Below are 25291 nucleotides of genomic sequence, written 5' to 3' on the forward strand. Positions count from 1 at the left end.
GTGTCCCCCCGGACGTGGTTGGTCTTCGCCGTGGTCGCGGCCGTCCTCTACGCGACCGACCAGGTCACCAAGCAGCTCGCGGTCACCCGGCTCGCCGGCGAGCCCGACGTCCAGGTCGTCGGTGAGCTGCTGCAGCTGCACCTCACCTACAACCCGGGCGCCGCGTTCAGCCTGGGGACCCGCTTCACGGTCGGGCTGAGCATCCTGGCGCTGGTCGCGACCGTGGTCGTGCTCTGGATGAGCCGGCGCCTCGCCGACCGGGTGTGGGCCGTCGGTCTCGGGTGCCTGCTCGCCGGCATCGCCGGCAACCTCACCGACCGCCTCGCGAGGGACCCGAGGGCGTTCCACGGCCACGTCGTCGACTTCCTCATGCTGCCGAACTGGCCGGTCTTCAACGTCGCGGACATCTGCATCAACCTCGGCGTGGGCCTGATCCTGCTGCAGGTGGTCCGGGGGATCACCATGGACGGCAGCCGGCTCGGCGACGAGCAGCCCGCCACGGCGGCGAGCGACGGCCCGGCCGCCCCGAGCGGCCCGGCCGCCGACACCGACACCCACGCGGACACCGAGACCCACGCGGACACCGATCCCGATGATGACGCCGGTAGCGGCGCCGATGGCGACGCCGAGGGTCCGGGCGGGGAGCGAGCCCGGTGAGCACGGCGGACAGCCGCAGCCTCCCGGTCCCGGAGAGCCTGGAGGGCGAGCGCGTCGACGTCGCCATGGCGCAGCTCTTCGGACTCTCGCGGACGCGCGCTGCAGAGCTGGTCGCCGACGGGCTGGTCCGGCTCGACGGCGCGGAGGTCGCGACCAAGAGCGAGCGCGTGCTGCCCGGGTCGGTCCTGGACGTCGAGATCCCCGCGGAGGCCGACCCCCTCGAGGTGGTGCCCGAGATCGTCGAGGGCATCAAGATCATCCACGACGACGACTCGATCGTGGTGATCGACAAGCCGGTGGGCGTCGCCGTACACCCCTCACCGGGCTGGCGCGGGCCGACGGTGGTGGGCCACCTCGCCGGGGCCGGCTTCCGGATCGCGACCAGCGGCGCCTCGGAGCGCCAGGGCATCGTGCAGCGCCTCGACGTCGGCACCTCCGGCGTGATGGTCATCTGCAAGTCCGAGCACGCCTACTCGGTGCTGAAGAACGCGTTCCGCCAGCGCACCGTCGACAAGACCTACCACGCGCTGGTGCAGGGGCATCCCGACCCGTTGTCGGGCACCGTCGACGCACCGATCGGGCGGCACCCGGGCGCGGACTACAAGTTCGCCGTGATGGACGGCGGCCGGGCCAGCGTGACGCACTACGAGACCCTCGAGGCCCACCGGTTCGCGAGCCTGCTCGAGGTGCACCTGGAGACCGGACGCACCCACCAGATCCGGGTGCACATGGCCGCTCTGAGGCATCCGTGCTGCGGCGACCTGACCTACGGCGCCGACCCGGTCCTGGCGAAGCGGCTCGGCCTGACCCGCCAGTGGCTGCACGCGGTCCGGCTCGGCTTCGATCACCCCGACAGCGGCGACCACGTGGAGTACGAGTCGACCTATCCCGACGACCTCGCGCGCGCACTCGAGGTCATCCGCGACTCCGACTGACGGGCGTGGAGGGCCTGGTCCTGCGCCCGGCAGCCGCCGAGGACGCCGCGGAGGTCGCCGACGTGCACCTCGCCGCACGGGCGTCCGCGCCGATGCCGGCGTCAGTGCACGAGGAGCCCGAGGTGCGAGCCTGGCTGACCGAGCGGATCGCCGAGCACGGTGCCGGGCAGGAGACGTGGGTCGCCGAGCTCGACGGCCGGGTGGTGGGCTACGCCCGGTTCACCGCGACGTGGCTCGACGACCTCTACGTCGATCCGCAGCACGCCGGCCGCGGGATCGGGTCGGCCCTGCTGGCCCTCGTGAAGTCGTTGCGACCGCACGGCTTCGGGCTCTGGGTGTTCGAGTCGAATCGGCCCGCCCGCGACTTCTACGGGGCGCGCGGACTCGCGGAGCGCGAGCGCACCGACGGCTCCGGCAACGAGGAGGGGGCACCGGACATCCGGATGGAGTGGCGCGGGCCCTGACGCCCGAATTGCCCACCCGCGACGGGCGACCCGCAGCAGAATGCGGGTCATGAGCGAGACACCGGTCGCCGCGGCGGACGCGGGCCCAGCAGGGACGTCGGGGCGCGGCGTCCTCGGCTTCGCAGGCGTCCTCCTGGTGGTGCTGGTGCTGCTGCTCCTCGGCAGCCGCCAGGAGCTGCTGCTCGGCTTCGGCGTCACCGGGGAGGCAGGCTCGTTCACCGCGACCGACTGCGGTCGCGACCTGCAGTACGACGGCACGACCGCCCGCGCGCAGTGCGTGGGCGTGCTCACCCCGGCCGACGGGGGCCGGCCCTATGCCGCCGAGCTCTACCACGACGGCGAGCCCGGGGAGTCCTACGCGGTCCGGGCGGACCCCGGGTCGGGGACCGCCTACCGCACCAGCCTCTGGGCGCGGTGGGCCTCCCTCTCGCTCCCGCTGGTCGCGGTGGCCCTGCTGTGGCTCACGCTGGGCTGGTGGTGGGCGCAGCGCCGGCCGGGAGTGCTCGGGAGGGCGCAGCGCCTGGTCCTGGTCGCGGTGTTCGCGGCGCCGGCCGCCCTGCTCCTGGTGGCCGCTGCCGCAGGCTTCGTGGTGTCGGTGGCCACCAGCTGAGGGGCGCCCCCGATGTGTCGGTGAGCCCTGCGACCATCACGTCCGCGGTCACGTAGTCTGTGGTCCTTCCCCTTCGGCCCACAGGTCGTGACCTGCGTCGAACGACCACGCCCGCACGGAGCAGAGGAGACCCACACACCCGATGGCAGCCGGTTCCGGGGGAGCGGACTTCGTCCACCTGCACGTCCACACCGAGTACTCCATGCTCGACGGTGCGTCGCTGCTCGACGGGCTCTTCACCCGCGTCAACGACCTCGGCATGAGGTCGATCGCGATGACCGACCACGGCAACCTGCACGGCGCGTACGACTTCTGGTCCAAGGCCCGCAAGCACGACGTGAAGCCGATCATCGGCATCGAGGCCTACCTCACTCCGCAGACCCACCGCAGCGAGCGCCGGAGGGTCCGCTGGGGCAAGGGCAACGGGGTGGACGGTGCCGAGGAGGGCGGCAACGACGTCGCCGGCGGTGGCGCCTACACCCACATGACGATGTGGGCGGAGACCACCGAGGGGATGCACAACCTCTTCCGGCTCTCCTCCCGGTCGAGCCTCGAGGGCTACTACTACAAGCCGCGTGCCGACCGCGAGCTGCTCCACGAGTACGCCCGCGGCCTGATCGCGACGACCGGCTGCCCCTCGGGCGAGATCCAGACCCGCCTGCGCCTCGGGCAGTACGACGAGGCGCGCAGGTCGGCCGCGGAGTTCCAGGAGATCTTCGGCAAGGACTCGTTCTTCCTGGAGCTGATGGACCACGGCATCGACATCGAGAAGCGGGTCCGTGACGACCTGCTGCGGCTCGGCAAGGAGCTCGGCATCGCGCCGATCGCCACCAACGACTCGCACTACAACAACCCCGAGGACGCCGAGGCCCACGACGCGCTGATCTGCGTCGCCTCGGGCAAGCGGCTGGCCGACACCAACCGGCTCAAGTTCGACGGCGGCGGCTACTACATCAAGTCCGCCGCCGAGATGCGCGAGCTGTGGGCCGACGGGTTCGGCATGCCCGAGGCCTGCGACAACACCCTGCTCGTGGCAGAGCGCTGCGAGGTGGAGTTCACCGAGTCCACCGGTGGTTACATGGCGCGCGCCGACGTCCCCGCCGGCGAGACCGAGGAGTCGTGGTTCGTCAAGGAGGTGTGGCGCGGGATCGAGTCGCGCTACCCCGGTGACCGGCTCACCCAGGAGGTCCGCGACCGGGTCGACATGGAGCTGTCGGTCATCTCCGCCAAGGGCTACTGCGGCTACTACCTCGTGGTCGCCGACTTCATCCAGTGGGCCAAGGACAACGGCATCCGAGTCGGGCCGGGCCGCGGCTCCGGCGCCGGGTCGATCGCGGCGTACGCCCTCCGGATCACCGACCTGTGCCCCCTCGAGCACGGCCTGATCTTCGAGCGCTTCCTCAACCCCGAGCGGCCCTCGATGCCCGACTTCGACATCGACTTCGACGAGCGCCGGCGCACCGAGGTCATCCAGTACGTCAGCGACAAGTACGGCAGCGACCGGGTCGCCTACATCGCCACCTTCGGTCGGATCAAGGCCAAGCAGGCGATCAAGGACGCCGCCCGGGTGCTCGACCACGGTTTTGCGATCTCCGACCGCATCACCAAGGCGCTGCCCGCCGACGTGATGGGCAAGGGCGTCCCGCTCAAGGACCTGTTCAACCCCGAGCACAAGCGCTACGGCGACGGCGGCGAGTTCCGCTCCCTCTACGAGCAGGACGCCGAGGTCCGCACCATCTACCAGACCGGGCTGGGTCTCGAGGGCCAGATCCGTCAGTGGGGCGTCCACGCCGCCGGCGTGATCATGTCGAGCGAGCCGCTGATCGACATCGTGCCGATCATGAAGCGCGAGCAGGACGGCGCGATCATCACGCAGTTCGACTACCCGATGTGCGAGGCGCTCGGGCTGGTCAAGATGGACTTCCTCGGCCTGCGCAACCTCACCGTCCTCGACGACGCGCTCGAGAACATCCGGATGAACCGGCAGGAGGAGGTCGTCCTCGAGGACCTGCCCTTCGACGACCCGGCGACCTACGACCTGCTCTCCCGCGGCGACACGCTCGGCGTCTTCCAGCTCGACGGCGGCCCGATGCGCGCGCTCCTCCGGTCGATGCGGCCCGACAAGTTCGCCGACATCTCCGCCGTGGGCGCCCTCTACCGCCCCGGTCCGATGGGCGCCGACTCGCACAACAAGTACGCCCGCCGCAAGAACGGCCGCGAGCCGATCGAGCCGATCCACCCCGAGCTGGCCGACGCCCTGGAGCCGGTGCTGGGGGAGACCTACGGCCTGATCGTCTACCAGGAGCAGGTGATGGCGATCGCCCAGGTCCTGGCGGGCTTCAGCCTGGGACAGGCCGACAACCTCCGCCGGGCGATGGGCAAGAAGAAGAAGGAGGAGCTCGACAAGCAGTACGCCGGCTTCCAGGCCGGCATGCTCGAGCGCGGCTACTCCCAGGCGGCGATCACCACGCTGTGGGAGATCCTGCTCCCGTTCTCCGACTACGCCTTCAACAAGGCGCACTCCGCGGCGTACGGCGTCGTGTCGTACTGGACGGCCTACCTCAAGGCCAACTACCCGGCCGAGTACATGGCAGCGCTGCTGACGTCGGTGAAGGACGACAAGGACAAGATGGCGATCTACCTCAACGAGTGTCGCCGCATGAAGATCCAGGTGCTGCCGCCCGATGTCAACGAGTCCGCGTCGAACTTCACCCCGGTCGGCCGCGACATCCGCTTCGGCCTGACCGCCATCCGCAACGTCGGTGCCAACGTCGTCGACGGGATCGTCGCGGCCCGGCTGGAGAAGGGCCGGTTCCTCGACTTCAACGACTTCCTGTCGAAGGTGCCGGCGCAGGTGTGCAACAAGCGGGTCATCGACTCGCTCGTCAAGGCCGGTGCGTTCGACGACATGAAGCACCGCCGGCGTGCCCTCGTCGCGATCCACGAGACCGCCGTCGACCAGTACGTCGACATCAAGCGCAACGAGGCGATCGGGCAGGACTCACTGTTCGCCGGGCTCGGCGACGACGGCGGGGACGACGGCGTCGGTGCCGGGTTCGGCGTCACCGTCTCCATCCCCGAGCTCGACGAGTGGGACAAGATGACGCTGCTCGGCCACGAGCGGGAGATGCTCGGGCTCTACGTCTCCGACCACCCGCTGCTGGGCCTCGAGCACGTGCTCTCCAACGGCACCGACTGCACGATCGGCCAGCTGGTGACCGACGAGGACCGCCCGCACGGCTCCAACGTCACGGTCTGCGGCCTGATCACCTCGGTGCAGCGCAAGATCACCAAGAACGGCGATCCCTGGGCGACCGTGACGCTCGAGGACCTCGAGGGCGCCATCGACGTGCTGCTCTTCCCGAGCTCCTACCGGCTCGCGGCGCCGTACCTCACCGACGACGCCATCGTCCGGGTCCGGGGCGCGCTCGACAAGGACCGCGACACGCCCCAGCTGCGCGGCCAGGAGGTCACGGTGCCCGACCTCGACCGGGGCAGCGACGGCCCGGTCGTGATCAGCCTGCCGTCCACCCGGTGCACCGGCCCGGTCGTGCAGCAGCTCCGCGAGGTGCTCACCACCCACCCCGGGCTGACCGAGGTCCGGCTCCAGCTGCTCAGCCGCGACTCCACGAAGGTGATGCGCCTGGGGGACAATCTCCGGGTGACCCCCAGCCCGGCCCTCTTCGCCGACCTCAAGCAGCTCCTCGGCCCCGGGTGCCTCGCGGGATGAGCGTCGCTCCGTGACCCGGGTGATCGCCGTCCCGCTGGCTCTGGCGGGCGCCCTCGGTGCGCTCGGGGGGTGGCTGTGGTGGCGCTGGTGGGCCCCGGCGCCCACGGGCAGGATCTACGAGACGGCCCAGGGGCCGCTGTGGCTGCCGACGCCGTTCGACCCCGGCGTCGCGCGTGACTTCGGCGGCACGGCGACCTACGTCCTGCTCGGCATCGGTCTCGGGCTGGTCCTCGGCGTGGTGACCGCCCTGCTGTCCCGCGACCGCGCGATCGCGGGGGTTGTCGTGGTCGCCCTCGCCGGCGTGGTGGGCGCGGTCGTGATGTTCTTCGTGGGTGTCAGCCAGAGCCCGCCCGACCCGCAGGAGAAGGTGGGGCAGGTCGACATCGGCACTCGGCTGCCGGGCCACCTCCACGTCGCCCAGGGCGTGGTGTCCCTCCCCGGCTTCGTCGCCGACGTGCTGCACGACGACGACGGCGTCGTCGAGGTCCCGACGCCCTACCTGGTGTGGCCGGTGGGCGGCCTGCTCGGCTACCTCGTCGTGATGCTCGCCCTCAGCGGCCGATGGGAGCGACCCGAGCAGCCGTCAGCCTGACTAGGTCGGCCGGGTCCAGCTCCACCTCCAGGCCACGGCGGCCGGCGGAGACGAAGACCGTCGGATGCGTGGTGGCGGACTCGTCGACCACCGTCGGGTGCGGCTTGCGCTGTCCGAGCGGGGAGATGCCGCCGACGACGTACCCGGTGGCGCGCTCGGCCGTCCGGGGATCGGCCATGACCGCCTTGCGGCCGCCGATCGCGCGCGCGAGGGCCTTCAGGTCCAGCTGTCCCGAGACCGGCACCACGCCCACCACCAGCGCCCCGTCGACGTCGGCGAACAGCGTCTTGAACACTCGGCCCGGCTCCACACCGAGGGCCTGCGCGGCCTCCTCGCCGTAGGACTCCGAGCGGGGGTCGTGGGCGTAGTCGTGCACGGTGAAGCGCACGCCGGCCGCCGTCAGCGCGACGGTCGCCGGGGTCCCTCCCAGGGCCTTCCTCCTCGTCGCCACGTCCCCTCCTGGCCAGAATCAGTTCGGTGACCAGCGGGTGCGCGCGACCTCGGTCGCGGGGAGCGACGAGATCACGTTCATCGCCCGCAGCTCGGTGCGCAGCAGGTCGGTCACCAGCATCAGCCGCTCCGCCGCGTCCGGCGCCTCCAGCAGCTCCTGGCGCTCGCCCATGGGCAGCGGCGCGCAGGCGGCGAGCGTCCACGACAGGTAGCCGGGGTCGGCCGGGAGCGGACCGTCCAGCGGGTCGGCGGCGATCTCCTGCAGCACCATGCGGTAGGCCGCGAAGGTGGCGCGTGCCCGCTGCACCACCTCCGTCGGGACGTCGACCTCGGGCTCGGGCAGCTCGCTGACCTCGCCGACGGGGTAGTCCTCGGTGGTGCGCAGCCGGTCGAGCTGGATCCGGTCGCGGCCGACGGCGACCACGTCGAAGGTGCCGTCGGCGTGCGCCTCGACCTCCGTGAGCTGGAGTCGCACGCCGACCCGGAACAGCGACTGTGCGCCGTGCTCCCCGATCTCGTAGCCCTCGCGGATGGCGACGGAGCCGAACACCCGGTCGGCGGGGTCGTCGATCCGCAGCAGGTGGTGGACCAGCGCGCGGTAGCGGTCCTCGAAGACGCGCAGGGGCAGGCTGACTCCCGGGAAGACCACGCTGTTGAGCGGGAACATCGGGAGCTCGACGGTCACGGTCCCGACCCTAGCCACCGGCCGTCCGGCAGGCGTCGCCGACACCAGGCGTGGCGCGAGGCCCGCGTAGAATCGACCGGTGACCTCGACAAGCTCGATCCGGCGGATCCGCCGCATCGACCTGCGCGACCTCGACCCCACGTCGGCGGGCGTCGACTACCGCGCGGCCGTGCCCCGTGCCGACTTCGACGTCGAGGCCGCGGTGCCGGCGGTGCATGACATCTGCGAGGCGGTGCGGACCCGTGGCCTCGAAGCCGTCCGGGAGTACGGCGAGCGGTTCGACGGCGTGCTGGTCGACGACCTCCGCGTGCCGCCCGAGGAGCTGCAGCGGGCGCTGGCCGAGCTCGACCCCGGCGTCCGGTCCGGGCTGGAGGAGTCGATCCGCCGGCTCCGCGCGACCTGCGCCAACGAGCTCGAGCAGGACGCGGTCACCGACCTGGGGCCGGGTGCGCGGGTCACCCACCGCAAGGTGCCCGTCGACCGCGTCGGGCTCTATGTGCCCGGTGGCCTGGCACCCCTGGTGTCGAGCGTGCTGATGAACGCCGTGCCCGCCCAGACAGCCGGCGTGGGGTCGATCGCCCTGGCGAGCCCGCCGCAGCGCGAGTTCGGCGGCCTCCCGCACCCCACGATTCTCGCCGCGTGCGCCCTGCTCGGCGTCGAGGAGGTGTACGCCGTCGGCGGCGCGCAGGCGATCGCGATGTTCGCGTACGGCCTGCCCGCGTCCGGACCGGGCGGCGCGCCCGTGCAGCGCGTCGACCTGGTCACCGGCCCGGGCAACATCTACGTCGTCACCGCCAAGCGGATCCTCAAGGGCAAGGTCGGGATCGACTCCGAGGCCGGCCCGACGGAGATCGCCATCCTCGCCGACGACTCCGCCGACGCCGGCTTCGTCGCCGCCGACCTGATCAGCCAGGCCGAGCACGACCCGCTGGCCGCGGCCGTGCTTGTCACCGACTCCGAGCGCCTCGCCGCCGACGTCGAGGCGGAGCTGGAGAAGCAGGTCGCCGTGACCCGGCACGCCGAGCGGATCAGCACGTCGCTGGCGGGCAAGCAGTCCGGCATTGTGCTGGTCCGCGACCTGGAGCAGGGGCTCGCGGTCGTCGACGCCTACGCCGCCGAGCACCTCGAGATCCACACCGAGGACGCTGCCGCCTGGGCCGCCCGGGTGCGCAACGCCGGGGCGATCTTCGTCGGTCCGTACGCGCCGGTGAGCCTGGGCGACTACTGCGCCGGGTCCAACCACGTGCTGCCGACGGCCGGCTGCGCCTGTCATTCCTCGGGGCTGTCGGTACGCGCCTTCACCAAGTCCGTGCACGTCGTGGAGTACTCCCGCGAGGGCCTCGCCGACGTCGCCGGCCACGTGGTGACCCTCGCGGAGGCCGAGGACCTGCCCGGCCACGGCGCCGCCGTGACCGTGCGGATGACGCCGTGACGCCCGACCGCGCGGGCACCGCACCGACCACCGGGCCGGCCTGGCCGCCGCTGCGCGAGGAGCTGCGGGGCATCGAGCCCTACGGCGCCCCTCAGCTGTCCGCCGAGGTCGCGCCGGTGCAGCTCAACGTCAACGAGAACCCCTACGGCCCGTCCCCGGAGTGCGTCGCCGACATCGCGGCTGCCGTCGCCGAGGCTGCCGCCACGCTGAACCGCTACCCGGACCGCGAGTTCGTGGCGCTGCGCGCCGCTCTGGCGTCGTACCTGTCGCGGGACGGGAGCGACGGTCGTGACGGGCGGATCCGGCCCGAGCAGGTGTGGGCGGCCAACGGGTCCAACGAGGTGATGCTGCAGCTGCTCCAGGCCTTCGGAGGGCCCGGGCGCACGGCGGTGAGCTTCGCGCCGACGTACTCGATGTATCCGGAGTACGCGCGGGACACCTCCACCCGCTGGGTGACCGGCCACCGAGCGGAGGACTTCGCGCTCGACCTCGACGCGGCCCGCGACCTGGTCAAGCGCGAGCAGCCGAGCGTGATCCTGCTGCCGAGCCCCAACAACCCCACCGGCACGGCGCTGCCCCGCGAGGCCGTCGCCGTGCTGTGCGAGGCGGCGGGCGACGAGGGCGTCGTGGTGGTCGACGAGGCGTACGGCGAGTTCCGCCGCGCGGGCGTGCCGAGCGCCCTGGAGCTGCTGCCCAGCTACCGCAACCTTGTGGTCACCCGCACCATGAGCAAGGCGTTCGCGGGCGCGGGCCTGCGGCTCGGCTACCTCGCGGCCGACCCGGCGATCTGCGACGCGATCCGGGTGGTCCGGCTGCCCTACCACCTCTCCGCGGTCACCCAGGCCGCGGCGCTCGCGGCGCTCCGGCACGCCCCTGAGCTGCTGGGCAAGGTCGACCAGCTGCGCGCGGAGCGCGACGAGCTGGTCGGCTGGCTCCGCGCCGAGGGGTACGCCGTCGCCGAGTCGGACGCCAATTTCGTGTTGTTCGGCCGATTCGCCGACCGCCATGCTGTCTGGCAGGGTCTGCTGGACCGCGGCGTGCTGATCCGGGAGACCGGCCCGGAGGGCTGGCTCCGGGTCTCGGTCGGCACACCGGAGGAGATGGCGGCCTTCCGGGCCGCACTGACCGAAGTGAACGGAGAACGAGCATGACCGCCAGGACCGCACGCATCGAGCGGCAGACGAGCGAGTCGAAGGTCGTCGTCGAGGTCAACCTCGACGGCACCGGCCGCCACGACGTCTCCACCGGCGTCGGGTTCTACGACCACATGCTCACCGCCTTCGCGCGCCACGCGCTCGTCGACCTCACCGTGCAGACCGAGGGCGACACGCACATCGACGCCCACCACACGGTCGAGGACACCGCCATCGTGCTGGGCCAGGCGCTGCGCGAGGCGCTCGGTGCCAAGACCGGGATCCGCCGCTTCGGCGACGCGACGGTGCCCCTCGACGAGGCGCTGGTCCACGCCGTGGTGGACGTGTCCGGCCGCCCGTACTGCGTGCACACCGGCGAGCCCGAGGGCCAGCAGTACGTCGCGCTCGGCGGCTCGGGCGTGTCGTATCTCGGCTCGCTGACCAGGCACGTCTTCGAGACCATCGCCTTCCACGCCCACATCGCGCTGCACGTGCGCGTGCTCGCGGGCCGCGAGCCGCACCACATCGTGGAGACCCAGTTCAAGGCCTTCGCCCGTGCCTTCCGCGACGCCGTCGCCGTCGACCCGCGCGAGACCGGCGTGCCCTCCACCAAGGGCACCCTGTAGCCGATGTCCGCCAAGACACCCTCCGTCGTCGTCCTCGACTACGGCTCCGGCAACCTGCGCTCGGCCGTGCGCGCGATGGAGCGCGCCGGCGCCGACGTCACCCTGACCGGCGACCTGGAGGCGGCGATGGAGGCCGACGGCCTGCTGGTGCCGGGGGTCGGTGCCTACGAGTCGTGCATGCGCGGGCTGCGTGAGATCCGCGGCGAGCGGGTGATCGCCCGCCGGCTCTCCGGTGGCAGGCCGGTGCTCGGCATCTGCGTCGGCATGCAGATCCTCTTCGAGCGGGGCATCGAGCACGGCGTCGAGACCGCCGGCTGCGGGGAGTGGCCCGGGGTCGTCGAGCGGCTGCAGGCGCCGATCGTGCCGCACATGGGCTGGAACACCGTCGAGGTACCGCAGGGGACCCGGCTGTTCGCCGGCATCGAGCAGGAGCGGTTCTACTTCGTGCACTCCTACGGCGTGCGGCACTGGCGGCTGGTGACCAACGACCGCACGCCCGACTCCCACCAGCCGCTGGTGACCTGGGCCGAGCACGGCGGCGACCGGTTCGTGGCCGCGGTCGAGAACGGCCCGCTCGCCGCGACGCAGTTCCACCCGGAGAAGTCCGGCGACGCGGGAGCGCAGCTGCTGCGCAACTGGGTCCAGTCCCTCTAGAGGAGAGAAGTCCGTTGAGCGAGTACCTCGAGCTGCTGCCTGCCGTCGACATCAAGGGCGGCCAGGCGGTCCAGCTCGTCCAGGGCGTCGACGGGTCCGAGAAGCGCTTCGGCGACCCGGTGGAGGCGGCCCTGCGGTGGCAGCAGGCCGGCGCCGAGTGGATCCACCTGGTCGACCTCGACGCGGCGTTCGGCCAGGGCGAGAACCGGGAGCTCCAGGCCGAGATCGTCGGCCGGCTCGACATCATGGTCGAGATGAGCGGCGGCATCCGCGACGACGAGTCGCTCGAGGCCGCGATGGCGACCGGCTGCCGACGGGTCAACATCGGCACCGCCGCGCTCGAGCAGCCGGAGTGGTGCGCACGCGCCATCGCGACGTACGGCGACCGGGTGGCCGTCGGGCTGGACGTCCGCGGCCGCACGCTGGCGGCGCGCGGGTGGACCAAGGACGGCGGCGACCTCTACGAGACGCTCGCCCGGCTCGACGCCGAGGGCTGCGCACGCTACGTCGTCACCGACGTCAACAAGGACGGGATGCTGCAGGGCCCCAACCTCCAGCTGCTCCGGGACGTCTGCGCCGCCACCGACCGGCCCGTGGTGGCGTCCGGCGGCGTGACCACCCTCGACGACATCCGGGCCCTGATGGACCTCGTGCCTTTCGGCGTCGAGGGCGCCATCGCCGGCACGGCGCTCTACACCGGCCAGTTCACGCTGGAAGACGCCCTCGCCCTCACGAAGGGCGGCTGAGCGTGTCGCTGGCCGTGCGCGTCATCCCGTGCCTCGACGTGGACGCGGGCCGGGTGGTCAAGGGCGTGAACTTCCAGGAGCTCCGCGACGCCGGCGACCCGGTCGAGCTGGCCCGGCTCTACGACGCCGAGGGCGCCGACGAGCTGACCTTCCTCGACATCTCCGCCTCCCACGAGGGGCGGGCGACGACGATGGAGATCGTCTCCGCCACCGCCGAGCAGGTGTTCATCCCGCTCACCGTGGGCGGGGGCGTCTCCTCGGTCGAGGACGTCGACCGGCTGCTGCGTGCCGGCGCGGACAAGGTCGCGGTCAACACCGCCGCCATCCAGCGGCCCGAGCTGATCGCCGAGATCGCGACCCGGTTCGGCAACCAGGTGCTGGTGCTGTCGGTGGACGCACGCCGCGTCCGGGACGGCGCCCCGACCGACTCGGGCTTCGAGGTCACCACCCACGGCGGCCGGCGCTCCGCCGGCATCGACGCGGTCGCCTGGGCGGCGAGGGCCGCCGAGCTGGGCGCAGGGGAGATCCTGCTCAACGCGATGGACGCCGACGGCACGACCGACGGGTTCGACCTCGAGCTGATCCGGGCCGTCCGCGCCGAGGTCGGCATCCCGGTCATCGCCTCCGGCGGTGCCGGTGCGCTCGAGCACTTCCCGCCCGCGGTGGAGGCGGGCGCGGACGCCGTCCTGGCCGCCACCGTGTTCCACTTCGGCACCCTCCGCATCGGCGAGGTCAAGCAGACCCTCGCCGCGGCAGGCGCACCGGTCCGGTGAGCACGACCGGTCGCAGGGCCCCGGACGACGTCCTGGTGCACCTGCGGCGTGCTCGCGACCGGATCGACCGCGACTTCGCGGAGCCGCTCGACCTCGACGACCTGGCCCGGACCGCCGGGCTCAGCAAGTACCACTTCCACCGGCTGTTCGCGGCGACGTACGGCGCGACGCCCGGCGTGCTGCTGTCGGAACGGCGGCTGGAGCGCGCGCAGGATCTGCTCCGCACCACGAACCTCACCGTGACCGAGGTCTGCCAGGCCGTCGGGTTCGCCAGTATCGGGTCCTTCAGCGCCCGGTTTCGCAAGGTGACGGGCGAGACTCCACGCGCCTTCCAGCAGCGGTGGGGCGCGGCCGCTCCGCGGATCCCGGGTTGCTTCGTGCTGATGTGGGGCCTTGCCGAGCGAGCCCCGGACGAGGCTCACGGCTCCGCAATCCAGGAGAAGCCGGTGGCGGACGCCCGCAGCTAGCCTCCCGTTCCATGATCACGAACATCAGCATCACGAGCGTCTTCGTCAAGGACGTGGATGCGTCGAAGCGCTTCTACGTCGACGTCCTGGGATTCCAGGAGAAGGACGACATCAGCCTCGGGGACGGCTACCGCTGGTGCACGGTCGTCCACCCGAGCCAGCCGGAGCTGCAGGTGAACCTCACCGTCCCCGGCCCGCCGCACTCCCCGCAGATGGTGGAGGCGATCAACCGGGCGCTCGACGAGGGCGGCATGCACGGCCTGGGACTCAACGTGGACGACTGCCGCAAGACGTGCGAGGAGCTGCGTGCCCAGGGCGTGCAGTTCGTCCAGGAGCCGGCCGAGCGCCCCTACGGCGTCGAAGCCGTCGTCCGCGACAACAGCGGCAACTGGATGGTGCTCGTCGAGCCTCGCGAGTACTCGGCCGCCGACTTCGACTGAGGCTCGCGAGCCGCGTCGCGGTCAGACCGGGTAGTTGCTCCGGAACAGCGCGGTGGGGTCCCACCGTCGCTTGACGGCCCGGAGCCGCTCGAGGGTCGCCGCGGGGAACGCGGCGGCCGGCGTGTCGCCCGGGGTGAGGAGGCTGAACGGCTTGCGACCGGTGACCCGGTCGCCGAGCGCGTGGACGAGGTCGGCCTGGCGGGCGCGGACCGCGGCGGCCGCCTCGGGCGAGCCGGGGATCCCGAACAGGTAGAGCGCGAACGGCTCCTCGAGCGCGCCGTGCGGACCGTCGGACGGCTCGGCGAGGGCTCCGCCGAGGTGGCGCACCTGGACGGTGAGCAGCGGAGCGATCGGGTCCTTCAGCAGCGCCGTGGCAGCCTCGTCGTCGAGCACCCGCAGCAGCTCACCCCGGGACGCACCCGGGGCCGGGTCGGTCGGCTCGGCGGTGATCGTGCCGATCTCGTCGACCCCCAACCGCCGGCGGCTGTCGGCGAAGCGCCCCGCGATCGCGTCGTACGGCGCCAGCAGCGCGCGTGCCTCCGCCTCGGCGCCGAGGTAGGTGGCGTCCACCGCGACCATCGGCTCCGAGCCGGGGAAGTGGAGCAGCTCGAACCACGTGGTCAGCTCGCGCGGCGCGTGCGCCGCGACCTCGCGGAAGGTGGCGAGGACGTCGGCAGCGGCGGCGACGGGCCACGTCATCCGGCCGCCGTGGAGCTCGGAAGCCGGGTGCAGGGTGATCTCGAGGCTGGTGACGAAGGCGTAGTCGCCGCCGCCCCCACGAAGTGCCCAGAAGAGCTCCGGCTCGCTGTCCGCGGTGACGCGGCGCACCGTGCCCGTGGCGTCGACGACCTCGATCGCGACCACGCCGTCGGAGGCCCAGCCGTGCCGGCGCCCGAACCAGCTCAGCCCGCCGCCGAGGGTGTAGCCGGTCACGGTGACGACCGGCGAGCTGCCGGGCAGGCCGGTGAGGCCGTGGCGCGCCGCAGCGGCCTGCACCTCGCCCCACGACGTGCCGGCGCCGACGACCGCGGTCCGTCGAACCGGGTCGACGGTCACGGCGCGCATCCGGTGGGTGCGGACCAGGACGGTGTCGGCGGTGTTGCCGCTCGCCCCGTGACCGCTCGCCTGCGGAGCGAGCACCAGGCCCGCGTCGCGTGCGGCGCGCACCAGGGCGACCACCTCGTCGACCGACATCGGCTCGGCCACCGCGAGGACGGACTGGCGGACCGCCAGGTTCCACGGTCGGGCGTGGTCGGCCAGGTCTGCGTCGTCCGCGGTGTGGAGGCGGCCCGCCATGGTCGGACGGAGCCGTTGGAGCAGCGCGTTCATCGGGGGCCCTTCGGTTTCAGGGGGTGGGCTGGACGTGGGAGGTGATGCTGACGCGGTTCCAGAGGCCGATCACGCCGACCGCCGCGACCAGGTCGGCGCGGCGCTCCTCGCCGAGCAGGCGCCCGGCCTCCTCCCACAGAGCGTCGTCGACCGCACCGACACCCGCGGTCAGGATCTCGGTGAAGGCGAGCGCGACGCGCTGCTCGGCGTCGAAGAAGGGGCTCTCCTGCCACGCCGCGACTCCGTGCACGGTCCGGCCGGGCACGCCCTGCCGCTCCAGGTCGGTGGCGTGCATGTCGACGCAGTAGGCGCAGCCGTTGATCTGGGACGCGCGTAGCTTGACCAGGTCGTAGAGGACCGGGCCGAGCGAGGTGCGCATCCGCTTGTCCAGGGTGAGCACGAGCCGAGCGGTCTCCGGTGCTGCCTCGTGCAGGGTGGGGCGGGTCATGGCGTCTCCTTCGTTGTCGTGGATATCGGATGTCCAGTTTTGGCGGTTCGTCGGCGCGCGTGGGGACGTGCCGGTGTCAGGCCCGGGCGAAGTGGCGCCGGGCGTCGGCGTGGACGCCGGGGCCCACATCGGCGGAGAGGTCGGCGATGCTGGTCGCGGCGAGGTGGCGCCGCCAGGCCAGCTCGGCCTGCCGCATGGCGTGAGCGATCGAGCAGGGGCGGGCGAAGTCGCGCGCAGGGCGCCCGGCGTTCATCCCGTTCTGCCGGATCTCGGTGCACACGAAGGCGTCGTCGGGGCCCTCGATGGCGGCGACGACGTCCATCAGCGTGATCTGCTCCGGCGAGCGAGCCAGTCGTACGCCGCCGTTCTTGCCGGCCACCGACTCGGTGATCCCTGCCCGGGTGAGCGCCTGCACCTGCTTGACGAGGTAGGGCGCCGGAAGGTCGTAGGCCTCCGCCAGTCGGGCGACCGGCACCGGGGTCGGGTCGTCGGCCTGCAGCCAGTGGAGGAGCAGGCAGACGTGCGCCGCCCACTCGACGCCCTCGCTCATCCGCACGGGCACTCCTCTCAGTGAAACCGGACACATCATATCCAGTTAACGACGTGGCGCAAGGCCATCACGCGAGGCCCCGGGCGGATACGGCCGCGCGCGTGGCCGGTGGATCGGCCCTCACGGAGCCTCGACGGCGGCGACCCGGTACTTCGCGACGTCGGCCGCCACGACCTGCGGCAGCTCGGCCGGCGCCGCTTTCGCCGGGTCCCCGGCGCTGCGGAACCGGTGAAGGTCCTCCTCCGACGACCACCGCTCGTAGATGACGATCCGGGTCGGCTCGACGAGGTCAGCGGACTGCACGAAGTCCAGACATCCCGGCGCCCGCCGCGCCTCCCTCGTCACCTGCTCGACGGCGTCCAGGTAGCGTTGCCGCTCATCGGCAGCGACGGTGAGCGAGCCCGCGACGATGATCATGCTGGTCCTCCTGCCTCGGGTGTCGCTCTCTTCTGGACCGGTGCGGAGGACTGGACTCATCGGATCGCGAGCAGTCGGCTCATCGTGAGTGGCCGCGGCCGAATCGATCCGGCCAAGCATTGCGTTCGAAATGTGCAAGCATCCAGCTCATGCGTGCCGCAGTCGCGCTTGTCTCCGCCGCCCTACTGGCAGGCGGGTGCTCCTCGGGTTCTTCCGACTCGTCCTCACCTTCGTCCCCGAGGACGGAATCGGCCACGACGCAGACGACTGCGACGGCGGATACGGACTCCTGTGATCTGCTGTCCGCCGAAGAACTGGCAGCCTTCGCGGGTAGCCCCGTCGGGAAGGCGAGGCCCGAACTCGTAGGCGGGTTACCGGCATGCCAGTGGCCCACCGATGCAGGCTTCGTGCAGGTCGGATCGCTGTCCGCCGAAGACTGGGCGCAGGGGCTACCTGAACTCGTTCGGATGATGGAGGACGCAGGCCCGGCTCTGGATGCCGACGGGGAGCAGACCCTGCAGCAGATTCGCGAGACCTTCGAAGCGGGGCGTGCCCTGACAGCGACGGAGGCGTGTTCGGCGTTCTCCAAGATCCTCGAACTTCAGGGAGAGCCCGTAGGTACGACGTCGACGATCAACCTGTGGCCGAGCGAGTCGGATCCTCAGGCGATGTCGGGCCAGATGTGCAGTGCGGGGCGTTTCACGACCGTCACCATTGCAGAAACTGCCGGCCTCGCCACGCCCCTGCCCAGCGGGAGGGTGATGACAGCCCTTCGCCTCGCGCATCGCCGCAGCATCGGCTGATCAGAACGGACGCGACACGACAGCGGTTCGACGATCAGGCTGCGTGGTACTCCAGGGCGAGCCGGGTGAAGGCGATCTCGCTGGGGCTGAGGTGACCGTCGGGTGGCGGGTCGGGATCGCTGTTGCCGAGGCGTCGGGTGCCGGTGTGGTCGACGAGGAAGTAGCCCCCGTGGGGATCTCGCCACAGGTAGATGCCGGGATAGGGCTGCTTGACGTCCCATGTGTCGTGGGTCTTGATCCGGTGGTGGCGGCGGGTCATCGGCCCGTAGTTGCCGATGGCGGAAGGGCCGCCGTCGGACCAGGCGATGGTGTGGTCGATCTCCGTGGCCCGGGTGGTGTTGGCGGCGAACGGGAAGATGTCGGCCGGGGCCAGGATCCGGACCGCGGTGCGGTGCCGGGCCGGGATCTCGTAGGCGTCGACGGGCGCCTGGCCGGCGATGTCGAGGACCGGGGTGATCCGGAACCGGCACCGCGGCCCGAGGACGCGACTGATCCAGGCCTCCGTGACGGGCCCGTGGCCCTCGAGACGGGCGATCCCGTCACCGCCGGGGAAGACGTGCACGTAGAGCTGCACGGCAGGGGAGAGGTCGTGGAGGTCCGCTGCGGCGCCCTCGGCGCCGGGGTTGGAGAGCAGGCGGACGGCGTGGACGCGTCGCTCGTCGTCGGTGGCCTCGGGCATGGACGCGGCGAGCCTCCCGGCCGCGGCGCCGACGGCGGCGTCGAGCAGGTCGATGGTGGCGACGTCGGCCCGCACCATGAACGTAGCCATCCCATGGCCCTCGCCACGGCACTTCTTGGCGAACGTGGCCCTGGCTGCCTCCTCCTCGCGACGCCGGGTCAGCTCTGGGGCCGCCGCAGCAACCTTCGCCCTGACCAGCAACTCGAAGCGGGACCACGGGATGCGGCCGTCGGCGGACTCGGTGACCTCGTGGTCGACGAAGGCGGCTTCCTCGGCGGTCAGGTCGCGGGTCTGCGCCACGACGTGGCGGGCGTAGGACGCCCTGACCTCCAGTGCCTCGACCCGCTCGGCGAGCTGGGGGTGGCGCAGGTAGATGTCGAGGGCGTCGGCGATCAGGCCCTGCGCGGCGTACAGCGACAGGCCCAGCCGGGCGCCGAGCCTCGCAGCTGCGGTCTCGGTGACCATCGGCGTGCCTGCGCCGCCCAGTCGCCTCGCCTTGAGCCGGCCGGGCTTGTCGGTGTCGGCGCCCAGCCGCTCCGGGTTGTGCAGCACAGCCCACTGGTAGGCGATCCGCAGCTTCTCGACCGCCGCCTCGCGCTCCCGCCGGTGGCAGTCCTCGGCATGCTCGAGGAGCTGGTCCTCGGTCATGTCCTGCAGTGCCGGCGTCATGAAGCAATTCCAGCACCAGCCTCCGACACAAACGCGACAGGCGTCGCCCCTCGAGTTCTCGCGGTGATCGCAACACCTGATCCCGGGCCTGGAGGGCATTGTGGAAGAAGTCAGGCGTGGCAAGCCGGCCATGCCGGCAGAGCAGGTCGCGAAGTTCTGGACGGCGATCCGGACAGGATGCTCAAGGGACACCGTCGGCGAGATCATCGGCGTGTCACAGGCGGTGACCAGCAAGCTCTTCAGCAGCGTGGTGGGGTGATGCCTCGAGCGGGGACCCATGAGCGGAGCCGATGCCTTAGCTTCGCCGAACGTGAGCACATCGGACTGCTACGCGCCGAAGGACAGGGCGTGCGCGCCATCGCGCGCTCTGCGCCGAAGCCCATCGACTATCAGCCGCGAGCTGCGCCGGTTGAAGTACCACTACAGCGGCAAGGACCGTTACTGCGCTCGTCGCTACATTCCCTCGGTCGCGCAGGCTGATGCTGACCGTGAACTGCGGCGTCCGAAGCCGTCCAAGCTGGCCGCCAACACCCCACTCAGGAACGAGGTGCAGGATCGTCTGAAGGAGAACCACAGTCCCGAGCAGATCGCTCGCCGGCTGCGAATCGACTTCCCCGACGAACCGGAGATGTGGGTGTCACACGAGACCATCTACCAAGCGCTGTACGTGCAGAGTCGCGGTGCGCTCAAACGAGAACTCGTGCAGCACCTGCGCACCGGCCGCAGCATCCGTAAGCCCCACTGCAAGGAGGACCAACGCCGTGGACGGCTGCGCGGGATGGTGCCGATCAGCGAACGGCCGGCCGAGGTCGAGGACCGGGCCGTGCCCCGGCCATCGGGAAGGTGACCTGATCCTCGGCACGCCGGGCACCGCGGTGAGAACCTTGGTTGAGCGGACCACCCGCTTCGTGATGCTGCTCCACCTGCCCGGATCGCACACCGCCGACGTCGTGCAGGAGATGGTCGCGAAGATGGCGACCTTGCCCGATCAACTTCGCCGCACGCTGACCTGGGACCAGGGCAGCGAGATGGCCAATCTCGGACCTGTCCTTCTACGGGCCCGGGATGCTCGATCAGATCGCCGCCGAGCTCAACAACCGTCCCCGAAAGCCTTTCGACTGGCGCACCCGCCGAAGCCCTGGACTAGCTACTGTCGGGGCGAACAGGACCACCCGGTGCGACCACCGCCTGAATCCGCCTCCGGCTGAAGGGTCACCTGATCTGGGGAATGATCAGTCGGCATGGATGCTCTGACACCGGCATCGGATGGTCCGCGGGTCTACGTCGACATGGTCGCCGACCTGTTCCACGCGGGGCACGTGGAGCTGCTCCAGGCCGCCAGCGCCCGCGGCAGCTGGCTCCTGGTCGGCGTCCTGGGCGACGAGACGGCGGAAGCCTACAAGCGGCGGCCCATCATGAGCCTCGCCGAGCGGGTCGCCGTGGTCGCCGCCTGTCGATACGTCGACGAGGTCATCGCCGACGCACCGTTCCAGGTCGACGAGGAGTTCCTGGCCCAGCACGCCATCGACGTCGTGGTCCACGGCGACGACCTGGCCCCGCCGGCCGCCGAAGCCGTGTACGGCGCAGCCCTCGCCGCCGGGAAGCTGGAGCTCGTCCCTCGCACGACGGAGATCTCGACCACCGCCATCATCCGGCGGGTCCTTGACGCGTGGTCGTCCGGAGGCGGCCGTCAGGCCGCGGGCGGGCGGGTCACGTCGTAGGGGTCCCAGTCGAGCTTCCAGAACGCCTCGAGCCCCTGCTCGTCGATGAACGTGCGCTCGCTCTCGTACGTCGGGTACACGCCCATCAGGTGCACCGGCAGCTCCTCGCCCAGGTCGATCGCCGCGTCGGCCTCCTCGAGGACGGCCGGCGCGAAGACCACGAAGCCGTCCATCTCCGACTCCGGGGAGATCGGCTCGCCGAGCTCGAGCAGGTCGCCGTAGGAGAACGGCGCGCGACCGCGCAGCACCTCGGCCAGGTAGGCGACGGCGAGCGCCCAGCGCCGGTCCTCGGACCGCACGCAGATGCACAGCTCCGGCTTGCCGTAGAGCCAGGCCTCGTGCTCGGCCAGCGAGAGGCCGTAGGTGATGCCTACCAAGTGGCCGGGCTCGGGAAGGTCGTCGTACGCGATCGCGGTGACCCCCGGCAGGTCCGGCGTCGTCGACTCCACCGACGCGAACTGCGGCTCGGCGCCGCCGGTGAGCCGGTCGAGGTGGCCCAGGAACAGCTCCTCGCGACTGCGGTCGTCCGCCATGACTCCCCCTGTGGTCGTGCGCCGTGGTTTTGCGGTCTTTGGAATAGACGGCCACTCTCGCACGGTTGGCGCTTATTGCGTCGCGAGCGGCGCGCACAGCGTGCAGGCTGGGCGAGAACCACGGGGAAGCGCAGGGAGCGACTTGAGCACGGACAGCACGGCACGCGGCACGACCTCCGCGGGGTTCGGCGTCCTCTGGGTGGCGATCAAGCGCGAGCCGGTGATCTTCACCCTCTCCACGGTCGGCAGCCTCCTCTTCGGTGCCCTCACCGTCGCCGACGCCTGGGTGCTGGGCTGGTCGACCGACCACGTCGTCCTCCCTGCCTTCCGCGACGGCGAGATCGGGGCGGGGCTGCTGTGGGCGGTGCTCGGCCTGTTCCTGGGGGTCGCCATCCTCCGTGCGGTCGGCATCGTCGCGCGCCGGCTCGGCGCCGGCGTCATGCAGTACCGCATGCAGGCGCACAGCCGCCGCGCCGTCACCCGCCAGTACCTCCGCCTGCCCCTCGAGTGGCACCAGCGGCATCCCACCGGCGAGCTGCTGTCCAACGCCAACGCCGACGTGGAGGCTGCGTGGGGGCCGATCGCGCCGCTGCCGATGGCCGTGGGCACCGTCGCGATGATGGTGATCGCCGTCATCCAGATGCTGGTCGTCGACCTCGCCCTCGCGACCGTCGGCCTGCTCGTCTTCCCGCTCGTCATCGGCACCAACGTCGTCTACCAGCGGCTCGCCCAGGGCTGGGCGACCCGCGCCCAGCAGCTCCGCGCCGAGCTCAGCGAGATCGCCCACGAGTCCTTCGACGGCGCGCTGGTCGTCAAGACCCTCGGGCGCGAGCCGGAGGAGACGGCGCGGTTCCGCGCCAAGGCGGCCGAGCTGCGGGAGGCCAACATCAAGGTCGGCCGGATCCGCGCCGCCTTCGACCCCACGCTCGCGGCGCTGCCCAACCTGGCGGTGCTCGTCGTCCTGGTGCTGGGCGTGCAGCGCGTCGTGAGCGGCGCGTCGGTCGCCGGCGACGTGGTCACCGTCGCCTACCTGCTCACCGTGGTGTCCTTCCCGATCAGGTCGATCGGCTGGCTGCTCGGCGACTTCCCGCGCAGCGTCGTCGGCTACCGCCGGGTCTCGGCGGTCCTGCGCGCCCGCGGCGCGATGGAGTACGGCGACAGCCCGGCGCCGCCCGACGCCGGCCGCGGCGCGCGGCTCGAGGTGGCCCACGCGGCGTTCGGCTACACCCCCGACCGGCCGCTCCTGCGCGACCTCACCTTCACGGTGGAGCCGGGACGGACCGTCGCGCTCGTCGGCGCCACCGCCTCCGGCAAGAGCACGCTCACCACGCTGCTGGCCCGCCTCGTGGACGTGGAGGACGGCGTCATCCGGGTCGACGGCACCGACGTGCGCGACCTGCGCCACGGCGCGCTGGCCGAGACGCTCGCCGTCGTGCCGCAGACCGCCTTCCTGTTCGACGACACGGTGCGCGGCAACGTCACCCTCGGAGCCGACATCCCCGACGCCGAGGTGTGGGAGGCGCTCCGCACCGCCCAGGCCGACGGGTTCGTCGCGGCACTGTCGCACGGCCTGGACACCCGGCTGGGTGAGCGCGGCACGTCGCTGTCCGGTGGCCAGCGGCAGCGGATCGCGCTCGCGCGCGCCCTCGCGCGCAGGCCGCGGCTGCTGGTCCTGGACGACGCCACGTCCGCCGTCGACCCGGAGGTCGAGGCCCGGATCCTGGCCGGACTGGGGGAGACCGACACGACGCTCGTCGTCGTCGCCTACCGGAAGGCGACGATCGGGCTCGCCGACGAGGTGCTGTACCTCGTCGACGGCGTGATCGCCGACCGCGGCCCGCACGAGGAGCTGGTCGCGCGCAACGCCGACTACGCCCGCCTGGTCAACGCCTACGAGGCCGACGAGCCCGAGGTGGTGACCCGATGAGCACGGCCGCCCCCGAGCAGACCCTGATGAGCACCGGCGAGGACATCGGTGCCTGGGACACCATCCGCCGCGGCATCCGCCACTCGCCCGAGCTCGTCGAGGGCATCGGTCGCACCCTGCTCCTCGCGGTGCTCGCCTCCGTCGGCCAGGTCGTGGTGCCGATCGCGGTGCAGCAGACCATCGACCACGGCCTGCGTGGCCCCGACGGCCCGGACGCGACCTTCACGGCCTGGATGGCGGTCCTGGCCGGAGCGGCCATCGTGGTGACCAGCTGGGCGTCGTACGCCATGACCGCGCGGCTGTTCTCCACCGCCGAGCGCGGCCTGGCGACCCTGCGCGTCAAGGCCTTCCGGCACGTGCACGACCTGCCGCTGCTGACCCAGAACACCGAGCGTCGCGGCGCGCTCGTCTCCCGGGTGACCAGCGACGTCGACCAGGTCAGCCAGTTCCTCGTCTTCGGCGGCCTGCTGTTCGTGGTGAGCATCGGCCAGGTGCTCATCGCGACGATCGTGATGCTCGTCTACAGCTGGCAGCTGGCCCTGGTGGTGTGGCTCTGCTTCGCCCCGCTGTTCCTGAGCCTGCGCTACTTCCAGCGCAAGCTGTCCGCCGCCTACGGCACCGTACGACGCCAGGTCGGCCACCTGCTGTCGGCGGTCTCCGAGCCGGTGGTCGGGGCGGCGGTGGTGAAGTCCTACGCGATCGAGGCGCGCACCCAGGAGCGGATCGACACCGCGGTCGACCGGCACCGGGCCGCGAGCACCCGCGCTCAGGGCTTCACCGCGTTCTCGTTCAGCCTCGGCGGCATCTCCGCCGGGCTCGCCAACGCGGCGGTGCTGATCGTCGGGATCTGGCTCGGCCAGGGCTACCTCTGGGGCGGCGGCATCACCGCCGGCGAGGTGCTCGCCTTCGCGTTCCTCGTCACCCTCTTCGTCGGGCCGGTGCAGATGGGCACCCAGATCCTCACCGACGCGCAGAACGCCATCGCCGGCTGGCGGCGGGTGATCGGCATCCTGGAGACGCCCGCCGACCTCGTCGACCCGGGTCCGGGCGGCCGCACCCTGCCGAAGGGGGCGATCGACGTCCGGTTCGACGGCGTGTCGTTCGCCTATCCCGGCGGTGCCGAGGTGCTCCGCGACATCGACCTCGAGATCCCGGCCGGCCAGCGCGTCGCCGTGGTCGGCGAGACGGGGTCGGGCAAGTCGACGATCGCGAAGCTGCTGACGCGGCTGATGGACCCGGGCCGGGGCCGGGTCCTGCTCGACGGGGTCGACCTGCGCGAGATCGCCGAGACGTGGCTGCGCAGCAGCGTGGTGCTGGTGCCGCAGGAGGGCTTCCTCTTCGACGACACCCTGGCCGCCAACGTCCGCTACGGGCGTCTCGGGGCGACCGAGCAGGAGATCCGCGACGCGGCCGAGGAGATCGGGCTCGGCGACTGGCTGGCCGGCCTGCCCGACGGGGTGCACACCAGGGTGGGCCAGCGCGGGGAGTCGCTGTCGGCAGGCGAGCGGCAGCTGGTCGCGCTCCTCCGCGCGCAGCTCGCCGACCCCGACCTGCTGGTGCTCGACGAGGCCACCAGTGCGGTCGATCCGCAGCTCGAGACCCGCATCGCCCGGGCGCTGGAGCGGCTGATGAGCGGTCGGACGTCGGTCACCATCGCCCACCGGCTCTCCACCGCCGAGGCCGCCGACGTGGTCGTCGTCGTCGACCGCGGGCGGATCGTGCAGCACGGACCGCACGCCGAGCTGCTCGGCCAGCCCGACGCGCCGTACGCCCGGCTGCACGCGTCCTGGGTCGCCCAGCAGGGCAGGCGATAATGGGCCG

General features: G+C 71.8%; 26 protein-coding genes and 1 pseudogene. 19 read left to right on the forward strand and 8 right to left on the reverse strand.

What is annotated here, in order from left to right; translation table 11 throughout:
* The 6 genes from lspA to ACPOLA_RS05520 all read left to right on the forward strand — a co-directional run bounded on the left by lspA (position 1) and on the right by ACPOLA_RS05520 (position 6988).
* Positions 1 to 657 (forward strand): signal peptidase II, encoded by a 657-nt coding sequence (gene lspA, locus ACPOLA_RS05495; RefSeq protein WP_435769389.1) that lies wholly within the window; start codon positions 1 to 3, stop codon positions 655 to 657.
* Positions 654 to 1592: an RluA family pseudouridine synthase gene (locus ACPOLA_RS05500; protein ID WP_435769390.1), complete on the forward strand. Its 939-nt coding sequence runs from the start codon at positions 654 to 656 to the stop codon at positions 1590 to 1592. The genes lspA and ACPOLA_RS05500 overlap by 4 nt, the downstream gene beginning before the upstream one ends.
* A gap of 5 nt (positions 1593 to 1597) precedes the next feature.
* A complete protein-coding gene (locus ACPOLA_RS05505; protein ID WP_435769391.1) occupies positions 1598 to 2056 on the forward strand; it encodes a GNAT family N-acetyltransferase in 459 nt (152 codons plus the stop codon).
* Positions 2057 to 2105: 49 nt separating this feature from the next.
* Positions 2106 to 2666 (forward strand): hypothetical protein, encoded by a 561-nt coding sequence (locus tag ACPOLA_RS05510; protein ID WP_435769392.1) that lies wholly within the window; start codon positions 2106 to 2108, stop codon positions 2664 to 2666.
* Positions 2667 to 2808: 142 nt separating this feature from the next.
* Entirely contained in the window at positions 2809 to 6396 is a 3588-nt protein-coding gene (gene dnaE / locus ACPOLA_RS05515; protein WP_435769393.1) for a DNA polymerase III subunit alpha, read from the forward strand.
* A gap of 10 nt (positions 6397 to 6406) precedes the next feature.
* On the forward strand, positions 6407 to 6988 hold the full coding sequence (locus ACPOLA_RS05520) for a hypothetical protein (RefSeq protein WP_435769394.1): 582 nt from the start codon (positions 6407 to 6409) through the stop codon (positions 6986 to 6988).
* On the opposite strand, the gene ybaK is transcribed toward ACPOLA_RS05520, so the two are convergent.
* Entirely contained in the window at positions 6948 to 7439 is a 492-nt protein-coding gene (gene ybaK, locus ACPOLA_RS05525; RefSeq protein WP_435769395.1) for a Cys-tRNA(Pro) deacylase, read from the reverse strand. The two genes, ACPOLA_RS05520 and ybaK, sit on opposite strands and share 41 nt — an antisense overlap.
* A gap of 18 nt (positions 7440 to 7457) precedes the next feature.
* Positions 7458 to 8123, reverse strand: a complete 666-nt coding sequence (locus ACPOLA_RS05530) for an LON peptidase substrate-binding domain-containing protein (protein WP_435769396.1) — start codon at positions 8121 to 8123, stop codon at positions 7458 to 7460.
* Positions 8124 to 8229: 106 nt separating this feature from the next.
* Between ACPOLA_RS05530 and hisD the strand changes: the two genes are divergently transcribed.
* From hisD to ACPOLA_RS05570, 8 genes are read left to right on the forward strand one after another with little or no spacing between them, the layout of a single operon-like run.
* Complete coding sequence (gene hisD / locus ACPOLA_RS05535) at positions 8230 to 9555, forward strand: histidinol dehydrogenase (RefSeq protein ID WP_435769431.1); 1326 nt, start codon at positions 8230 to 8232, stop codon at positions 9553 to 9555.
* The gene (locus tag ACPOLA_RS05540; RefSeq protein WP_435769397.1) at positions 9552 to 10706 is read left to right on the forward strand and encodes a histidinol-phosphate transaminase; all 1155 of its coding nucleotides are present in this window, start codon (positions 9552 to 9554) and stop codon (positions 10704 to 10706) included. Before hisD ends, ACPOLA_RS05540 begins: the two co-directional genes overlap by 4 nt.
* Positions 10703 to 11314, forward strand: a complete 612-nt coding sequence (hisB, locus tag ACPOLA_RS05545; RefSeq protein WP_435769398.1) for an imidazoleglycerol-phosphate dehydratase HisB — start codon at positions 10703 to 10705, stop codon at positions 11312 to 11314. The genes ACPOLA_RS05540 and hisB overlap by 4 nt, the downstream gene beginning before the upstream one ends.
* Before the next feature lie 3 nt (positions 11315 to 11317).
* Complete coding sequence (gene hisH, locus ACPOLA_RS05550; RefSeq protein ID WP_435769399.1) at positions 11318 to 11968, forward strand: imidazole glycerol phosphate synthase subunit HisH; 651 nt, start codon at positions 11318 to 11320, stop codon at positions 11966 to 11968.
* A 14-nt stretch (positions 11969 to 11982) separates the two neighbouring features.
* Entirely contained in the window at positions 11983 to 12714 is a 732-nt protein-coding gene (priA, locus tag ACPOLA_RS05555; RefSeq protein ID WP_435769400.1) for a bifunctional 1-(5-phosphoribosyl)-5-((5-phosphoribosylamino)methylideneamino)imidazole-4-carboxamide isomerase/phosphoribosylanthranilate isomerase PriA, read from the forward strand.
* A 2-nt stretch (positions 12715 to 12716) separates the two neighbouring features.
* A complete protein-coding gene (gene hisF, locus ACPOLA_RS05560) occupies positions 12717 to 13487 on the forward strand; it encodes an imidazole glycerol phosphate synthase subunit HisF (protein ID WP_435769401.1) in 771 nt (256 codons plus the stop codon).
* Positions 13484 to 13954, forward strand: coding sequence for a helix-turn-helix transcriptional regulator (locus tag ACPOLA_RS05565; protein ID WP_435769402.1), 471 nt, complete (start codon positions 13484 to 13486; stop codon positions 13952 to 13954). The genes hisF and ACPOLA_RS05565 overlap by 4 nt, the downstream gene beginning before the upstream one ends.
* 11 nt (positions 13955 to 13965) lie before the next feature.
* Entirely contained in the window at positions 13966 to 14394 is a 429-nt protein-coding gene (locus ACPOLA_RS05570) for a VOC family protein (protein ID WP_435769403.1), read from the forward strand.
* A gap of 21 nt (positions 14395 to 14415) precedes the next feature.
* Here the strand turns inward: ACPOLA_RS05570 and ACPOLA_RS05575 are convergent, their stop codons facing one another.
* From ACPOLA_RS05575 to ACPOLA_RS05590, 4 genes are all read right to left on the reverse strand, one after another.
* The gene (locus tag ACPOLA_RS05575; RefSeq protein WP_435769404.1) at positions 14416 to 15723 is read right to left on the reverse strand and encodes an FAD-binding oxidoreductase; all 1308 of its coding nucleotides are present in this window, start codon (positions 15721 to 15723) and stop codon (positions 14416 to 14418) included.
* 16 nt (positions 15724 to 15739) lie between these two features.
* The gene (locus tag ACPOLA_RS05580; RefSeq protein ID WP_435769405.1) at positions 15740 to 16171 is read right to left on the reverse strand and encodes a carboxymuconolactone decarboxylase family protein; all 432 of its coding nucleotides are present in this window, start codon (positions 16169 to 16171) and stop codon (positions 15740 to 15742) included.
* 76 nt (positions 16172 to 16247) lie between these two features.
* Positions 16248 to 16721, reverse strand: coding sequence for an RrF2 family transcriptional regulator (locus tag ACPOLA_RS05585; protein ID WP_435769406.1), 474 nt, complete (start codon positions 16719 to 16721; stop codon positions 16248 to 16250).
* 120 nt (positions 16722 to 16841) lie between these two features.
* The gene (locus tag ACPOLA_RS05590; protein ID WP_435769407.1) at positions 16842 to 17138 is read right to left on the reverse strand and encodes a putative quinol monooxygenase; all 297 of its coding nucleotides are present in this window, start codon (positions 17136 to 17138) and stop codon (positions 16842 to 16844) included.
* 407 nt (positions 17139 to 17545) lie between these two features.
* Between ACPOLA_RS05590 and ACPOLA_RS05595 the strand changes: the two genes are divergently transcribed.
* Complete coding sequence (locus ACPOLA_RS05595) at positions 17546 to 17941, forward strand: hypothetical protein (protein WP_435769408.1); 396 nt, start codon at positions 17546 to 17548, stop codon at positions 17939 to 17941.
* A gap of 34 nt (positions 17942 to 17975) precedes the next feature.
* On the opposite strand, the gene ACPOLA_RS05600 is transcribed toward ACPOLA_RS05595, so the two are convergent.
* Positions 17976 to 19289: an HNH endonuclease signature motif containing protein gene (locus tag ACPOLA_RS05600; RefSeq protein ID WP_435769409.1), complete on the reverse strand. Its 1314-nt coding sequence runs from the start codon at positions 19287 to 19289 to the stop codon at positions 17976 to 17978.
* A gap of 130 nt (positions 19290 to 19419) precedes the next feature.
* Here ACPOLA_RS05600 and ACPOLA_RS05605 point away from each other — a divergent pair.
* Together ACPOLA_RS05605 and ACPOLA_RS05610 are read left to right on the forward strand one after the other, a co-directional pair.
* A pseudogene (locus tag ACPOLA_RS05605) lies at positions 19420 to 20436 on the forward strand (IS30 family transposase).
* Between the two features lie 94 nt (positions 20437 to 20530).
* On the forward strand, positions 20531 to 21010 hold the full coding sequence (locus ACPOLA_RS05610) for an adenylyltransferase/cytidyltransferase family protein (protein ID WP_435769410.1): 480 nt from the start codon (positions 20531 to 20533) through the stop codon (positions 21008 to 21010).
* Here the strand turns inward: ACPOLA_RS05610 and ACPOLA_RS05615 are convergent.
* Entirely contained in the window at positions 20980 to 21543 is a 564-nt protein-coding gene (locus ACPOLA_RS05615; protein ID WP_435769411.1) for a suppressor of fused domain protein, read from the reverse strand. The two genes, ACPOLA_RS05610 and ACPOLA_RS05615, sit on opposite strands and share 31 nt — an antisense overlap.
* Positions 21544 to 21685: 142 nt before the next feature.
* On the opposite strand from ACPOLA_RS05615, the gene ACPOLA_RS05620 reads away from it, so the two are divergent.
* Together ACPOLA_RS05620 and ACPOLA_RS05625 are read left to right on the forward strand one after the other, a co-directional pair.
* Complete coding sequence (locus tag ACPOLA_RS05620) at positions 21686 to 23470, forward strand: ABC transporter ATP-binding protein (RefSeq protein WP_435769412.1); 1785 nt, start codon at positions 21686 to 21688, stop codon at positions 23468 to 23470.
* Positions 23467 to 25284, forward strand: a complete 1818-nt coding sequence (locus ACPOLA_RS05625; protein ID WP_435769413.1) for an ABC transporter ATP-binding protein — start codon at positions 23467 to 23469, stop codon at positions 25282 to 25284. The genes ACPOLA_RS05620 and ACPOLA_RS05625 overlap by 4 nt, the downstream gene beginning before the upstream one ends.
* Positions 25285 to 25291 lie beyond the last annotated feature (7 nt).

The sequence above is a fragment of the Nocardioides proteolyticus genome (assembly GCF_051280635.3).
GTDB lineage: Bacteria > Actinomycetota > Actinomycetes > Propionibacteriales > Nocardioidaceae > Nocardioides.